Here is a 4,785-nt window from a genome sequence, read left to right as displayed (position 1 = left end):
TTTCTATTCATCGTTGACCTTGTTTTTTGTCAACCTATGTCAGGACAAGTCATTCGTAAAGGACGCAGGTCACTCGCTACGCTCGTGATGACATGCGTGTCAGCCACCATCGAGTTAGCAGTTATGTCATCCCGAACCTGCTCTTGCGGGGAGGGAACTTCGTGGTAAAGTATACGTGGGCCCCTCATTACGCTCGGGATGACATACGAGGCAGCCGCTATCAAGGTTCCAGGACATGTCATCCCGAACCTGCTCTTGCAGGGAGGGAACTTCGGGTAAAGCATGTAGGTCCCTCGCTGCGCTCGGGATGACAAAATAATAGTCGATTTGCAAACAAACTCCCTGTTAGCCAACTATTTAATTCCTCCAGCACCCAACTGGCAAGGATTTTGCTACCTATGAGGTAACTAACTAATATTAAATTAAACAAGACCAATGAAAACCATACTATCTACCCTACTGGTTTGTTTCCTTGCAGCTACAGGGATCGCACAAACCACCAGCACTGTGAATATCATATTCCGGGGCATAACAAAAACTACCAATAATTACGAGGTAAGAATTGATGACAGGCGTTATTTCTCTAACACCAATGCCAACAATACTGCTACCGTGTACAAAATTGAAGTAGGAAACATCCTTACCGGTACGCGTGGGTTGAAAGTGTACAAATTGAGGAATAATAGCATTGCTACCAATGCCAGCACTCAAAACACGTTGATCTACTCAAATAGCTTTGTGCTGAGAGAAGGGTATGATATGAATATCAATGTCCGTGCAAACGGATCTGTTCAATTTGACGAAGAAATGTCGCAAGAGACCAGCCCTATAAGCACGGCACCAATGGCAACTGCTACATTCAACTCGCTTAAACAAAGTATCCAGTCGCAAGGGTCGCAGTCTGTTAGAGCGGAAAGGATCAGGGATGCGTTTATCAATACGGACAATCGCTTTACAAGTGCGCAGATAAGACAATTACTCGTTATGGTTACTTCGGAAAGCGACAAGCTTGACCTCGCCAAATTAGCGTATTCCGGTGTTACAGATCCCGCAAATTACGCTGCACTGAGCAATGTATTCAGCAGCACCGCAAGAAGAAACGAGTTCGCTGATTTTATTCAGATGAAAGGTGATGCAACTGCAAGTACTGGTACACGCGTACTGATATCTGATGCGAACTTCAATACGCTTGTAACGACCGTAAGAAACAAATGGTCGCAATCACTTAAAGGAGAAGCGGTAAGAGATGCTTTTATCAATTCTAACAATTACTATACTACAACACAAGTAAGACAATTAATGGGCCTGGTAACTTCTGAAACCGACAGAATGGATCTGATCAAATTGGCTTATCCGGTAGTTAGCGATACAAATAATTATGCTTCACTTTATGATGTGTTTGTAAGTACAGCACACCGTGCTGAATTTAATGACTTTGTAGTTTCTAAGGGCGGAGTAGCTGTCAACACTGGGGTTAAAGCCCAGATGACTACATCTAACTTTCTTAATTTAAGAAATAGTATTCAGGCGAAATGGTCGCAGGCACTTAAAACAGATGCAGTCAGGGATGCGTTTGCAAATACTAACTATTACTTCAGCACAGCACAGATCAGAGAATTGCTAACTATGGTGACTTCAGAATCTGACAGGTTAGAATTAGCTAAACAATCCTTCCGTTCGGTGATGGATCCTGCTGTGTATTATCAGTTAGGCGACTTATTCACAAGCAGCACTTACCGTACTGAATTCAATAACTACGCGTCGGCACAAACTGGTGTAACCGTAAATGCTGGTACTACTACCACTGTTAGAACACCAATGTCGGCCAGCGATTTTAGCGTTCTGGTGTTTAACGTAAGAAGTAACCTCCTGCAATTGCTGAAAGTTCAGGCTGAAAGGGATGTATTCGCTAACCCGAATAATTTCTTCACTACTGCACAGGTTAAGCAGTTGATCGGCTTAATCAACTCTGAACCTAACCGTTTAGAGCTTGCAAAGCTATCCTATAAAACAGTTACAGATCCGCAGAACTTTACACAGGTAAACGACCTGTTCAATCTCCAGACGAGTAAAGACGAGCTTGCAGCGTACGTGAGTACTAATCGGGTAGTTTCTAACTAAGTTTCATATATCTATCTGTAAAGAGGCCCTTCAGGTAAAGATGGGCCTCTTTGTTTTAGTAGACATGTCCTTCTGATCTTCATTGCAGCGGAAGCCTGCCTACTCAATCTTCACAACGACCCCTTATAAGCTTAGTGGCAGGATCCAATCGTGGTTCTTGATTCTTGGTTCTTGATTCTCTTTCTAGTCCACATAAGCAATACAATCCAATTGCACCAGTACACCCTCTCTTCCCATCAGATCGGCACTTGTACCGGTATATGACCGTACCGGAGCGGGATCAGGGAAATAACCCCGGTATGCCTCATTCAGGGCAGCAATATTTTTGTTGGGCTCCACAACTGTCATGTGCACCTTGAGCGCATTTGCCATGGACGATCCCGCGCCATCAAGTACTTCTTTCAAGGTATCCAGTATACTCTTGATCTGAACTTTGATATCTCCGGCCTCTGGCCTGCGTTCAGGATACCAGCCTCCTATGCCGGATACGAATAGTAAGTGACCGGAGCGTACACAGCCTGATAATACAGCTGCGGGTCCCAGAGGAGTAGGCACTGAGGTGTTTGTATTTCCTCCGCTATTACTTTTTCGGACCACCTGCTTTTTCGGTGTCCATTGATTCTTTTTCTTATTCTGAGCGTTTGCCTCACCCGGAGTTATCACTGCAGCACCTGCCAGCGGCAGCAGGGTAAGGCTTTTAAGTAGTTTTCTGCGATTCATATATTGAATGTTTTGCCGCGCCTGCTACGCAGGATCGCAATGACACTATTTTAGTTTGATTTTGTTCTTTGATCCTGGTTCTGCGTCAATCGACATATGCGATGCAGCCTACCTGCACCAGGATACCGTCGCGGCCCATCTGGGATGCTTTGGAGCTACTGAATGAACGCACAGGCGGATCTTTGGCGAAGAACTCACGGTAGCCTTCGTTCAGGCGGGCGAGGTTCTTATTTGGTTCGCAAACCGTCATCAAGATCTGGAGGACATTATGCATACCCGAGCCGGCGGCTTCGAGGGCTTCTTTCATCGTATTAAGCGCACTTGTGATCTGGACTTTGGCGTCCCCAGGCTCCGGCCTGCGGTTGGCATACCAGCCACCGATGCCTCCAACAAAGAGCAGATGTCCGGAGCGAAGACAGGACGAGCTCGCACCACGGATCAGTTGTTTTTTGGGCAGCCACTCCTCCGACTCTACGGGTATGAGTGGGGCATGCGACGCGGCTGCGTTAAGTGCAGCACCGGCCAGAGGTAAAAGCGTTAGCCCGGTGAGTATCTCCCTGCGATTCATATTGATAAGGTTGGTTTATTAAATATAAGAAACATAGGGGATTATGTAGAAAAGGTATGAATTTATTACAATAACGGGGCGAAGGGTTTAACCGCAGAGTGCGCAAAGGTTTACGCAAAGAGCGCCAAGATTAGCGATGTTACTTAGCGCACTTTGCGGTGCACTTCGTGTCCTTTGCGGTTAAATAAACGGTGGGTACGCTTTCCTAAATCAGTCTTCCTACTACCTTAAATTTCTTAAACACCTCCTGTGTATGAGGCGCATCTTTAAGCTCATCGGTAAGGTCCTGCCCCGCCCAGTGCTCATAATGTTTACCGTTCTTCCATAAACGGCTTTCGGTTACATCATAGATTATGCCCTTATAAGCGATCCAGATCTCGGGTTTGTCCTGCCCGTTTCTAAGCGCGAGGTATTGCTTGCTGTATTCCTGAATATCCATTACCTTGAAAATGTTCCTCTCTTTTTAAAATACTCAAACAGAAGAATGTTCATTAGTAACATGCCCATTGAGTAAAAGTGATCTTCCAGGGGTATAGTACCAAACCTGAATGCCATATTCTCCGCATCGTTATACATAACAACCGGAATTGAAGTAAGGGTGCCATTAACTATATAAAAAGGGATCAGCGATACGAGGTAAGCTAAATAGAACCTCCCCAGATTTGCCTTCTGCACGAACTCTGCATAGACTAAAGCTGCCAGCAGGAAGCCGAAGGTTATCAGAGTATAAACTCTATCATAAAGCGTGCTTAGAAAAGCGATGCAGGCGATGATCACCATAATGCTAATTAAGCGTGACACGCTTCCCAACAGATCACGTTTTATATAATAGTTGAGGCATTCGTAAATGAAAATACAAGCAAAAGGGACTGTAATAAAGAAGAGGATCTCTTCAATTGGCAGATTCAGGATGTATATACCGATGACGTAATCGGGGTTGAATGACCATACGTTGAGAACGGTAAAGAGATAATCCCAAACGAGGAAGACAAGGCCAGTGATCAATAACCCGGGGAAGATGTATTTCCAGCTTTTAAAGAACTGAACGCGCTTGTCAAACGACAGGGCGATGGGGAAGAAGATGGTAAGGAAGTTGATTAAAAGGTAGGTGGCCTTCATGGTGGTTGCCTGGTTGTTAGTTGCCTGCCTGCCGGCAGGCAGGTTGGTTGTTAGGCTGGACGGTTAAATATAACGGTTAATTATATAGGGATAGTAAAAATGGACAGGAACATCACTGGCTCCGGCACCCTCGAAGTTTACCACTTAAGACGCTGAGTACAAGCGCAAAGAACGCAAAGCTTTCATCAAGTGCTTTGAGGTCGTTTGGCTTTATTCGTTCTCTGCGAACTTTGCGAAACACTCTGCGGCCTCTGCGC

The 4,785-nt window shown here is 45.3% G+C and carries 5 protein-coding genes; 1 reads left to right on the top strand and 4 read right to left on the bottom strand.

Annotated features, from left to right (window positions below; translation table 11 throughout):
* The first annotated feature begins 435 nt into the window (after nucleotides 1–435).
* Nucleotides 436–2,121: a DUF4476 domain-containing protein gene (locus WKF69_RS14675; RefSeq protein WP_340382824.1), complete on the top strand. Its 1,686-nt coding sequence runs from the start codon at nucleotides 436–438 to the stop codon at nucleotides 2,119–2,121.
* Between the two features lie 183 nt (nucleotides 2,122–2,304).
* Here the strand turns inward: WKF69_RS14675 and WKF69_RS14670 are convergent, their stop codons facing one another.
* The 4 genes from WKF69_RS14670 to WKF69_RS14655 all read right to left on the bottom strand — a co-directional run bounded on the left by WKF69_RS14670 (nucleotide 2,305) and on the right by WKF69_RS14655 (nucleotide 4,528).
* Entirely contained in the window at nucleotides 2,305–2,841 is a 537-nt protein-coding gene (locus WKF69_RS14670) for a RidA family protein (RefSeq protein WP_340382823.1), read from the bottom strand.
* Between the two features lie 85 nt (nucleotides 2,842–2,926).
* Nucleotides 2,927–3,409 (bottom strand): Rid family hydrolase, encoded by a 483-nt coding sequence (locus tag WKF69_RS14665; RefSeq protein WP_340382822.1) that lies wholly within the window; start codon nucleotides 3,407–3,409, stop codon nucleotides 2,927–2,929.
* 205 nt (nucleotides 3,410–3,614) lie between these two features.
* A complete protein-coding gene (locus WKF69_RS14660) occupies nucleotides 3,615–3,848 on the bottom strand; it encodes a cytochrome b5 domain-containing protein (protein ID WP_340382821.1) in 234 nt (77 codons plus the stop codon).
* Nucleotides 3,848–4,528: a lycopene cyclase domain-containing protein gene (locus WKF69_RS14655; RefSeq protein WP_340382820.1), complete on the bottom strand. Its 681-nt coding sequence runs from the start codon at nucleotides 4,526–4,528 to the stop codon at nucleotides 3,848–3,850. The genes WKF69_RS14660 and WKF69_RS14655 overlap by 1 nt, the downstream gene beginning before the upstream one ends.
* Nucleotides 4,529–4,785: the final 257 nt, after the last annotated feature.

The organism is Daejeonella sp. (genome assembly GCF_037719425.1).
Taxonomy (GTDB): domain Bacteria; phylum Bacteroidota; class Bacteroidia; order Sphingobacteriales; family Sphingobacteriaceae; genus Daejeonella.
This window is presented reverse-complemented; position numbering and strand designations above follow the sequence as displayed.

Bases quoted from the DNA above. Each gene is read 5' to 3' on its own strand.
- WKF69_RS14675 (WP_340382824.1), top strand. From the start codon at position 436: ATGAAAACCATACTATCTACCCTACTGGTTTGTTTCCTTGCAGCTACA.
- WKF69_RS14670 (WP_340382823.1), bottom strand. From the start codon at position 2,841: ATGAATCGCAGAAAACTACTTAAAAGCCTTACCCTGCTGCCGCTGGCA.
- WKF69_RS14665 (WP_340382822.1), bottom strand. From the start codon at position 3,409: ATGAATCGCAGGGAGATACTCACCGGGCTAACGCTTTTACCTCTGGCC.
- WKF69_RS14660 (WP_340382821.1), bottom strand. From the start codon at position 3,848: ATGGATATTCAGGAATACAGCAAGCAATACCTCGCGCTTAGAAACGGG.
- WKF69_RS14655 (WP_340382820.1), bottom strand. From the start codon at position 4,528: ATGAAGGCCACCTACCTTTTAATCAACTTCCTTACCATCTTCTTCCCC.